Source organism: Vibrio sp. 2130-1 (assembly GCF_033339515.1).
Map to the genome: position 1 here is coordinate 1 of NZ_JAWOUT010000136.1, position 882 is coordinate 882.

Genomic DNA, 882 nt, shown 5'->3' on the forward strand with positions numbered 1-882 from the left:
TTGGTGAGTTGACGGTTTAAGAATTTAGTTGAGTGGCGAATCTCATGAGATTCAGCAACGAGTTGGCGGATCACCACCATCACTTCTTCGATGCTCAAGCTGTTGTCTTCGACTTTTTCTAATTTGTTGAAGCTTTTATCGACCATCGCAGAGAAAGAAGAGGTATCTGACAAAGTATCACTCATGGAGCTCGACACTTCATGCAATAGCACTTCTACGTTGGTTTTGAGATCTTCTAAACTGGTTTCTGCTCTACTGGCCACGTAGTTGTTGTAAAGCTGTTTGTTCGCTGCTGGTGGACAAATACCATAGTGTTCTAACACTTCGTCCATCTCAAAATTGAGTTCTGGAATGGTTTTGTCTACGTAGGTATACCAAAGCGCGTAGTTTGCGGGGGTGGCAGCTACATGATTTTTGATCATTAGTGGCACCGCTTTTTTTAAGTTAGCGGTCGATTTCTTAAACTCGTCAGTCATTTCTGCGATGTTACTAGCAAAATGGAATTGGATTTAGATTACCGGATATTAACTAATATCGCTTTAATTTTTATCATTTTTGCTTGGTTTATATAAAAAAATGAGCAAATAGCGGTGATATTCATAAATCTGAAATTTGATTTTATAAAATTGTGGTTTAAAAAGTGAACGATTGAGGGTGGAAATACGATTTGGCTCCTATGTTCACGATTCATGCAAAGAGCATGGAAAGCGCTGTAGTTAGTAAGAACGGATGATCCGCTTGCGATGCCGAGCGTAAAACAAATCAGTACATTTAGCTCTTCGCCTAAGGACGTTTTTTGAAAAAGAAAATAGGGCTTTACTGGTTTACGTTTGACCTAAGACTTCACGATAACTCGCTATTGGTTAATGCCTCATCTTTTCT

Annotated in this window: 1 pseudogene; it reads right to left on the reverse strand. The window is 39.1% G+C overall.

Going from position 1 to position 882, the window contains the following annotated elements:
- Window positions 1-476 (reverse strand): annotated as a pseudogene (locus R7Q09_RS24730) (GGDEF domain-containing protein); the annotation flags it as partial.
- Window positions 477-882 lie beyond the last annotated feature (406 nt).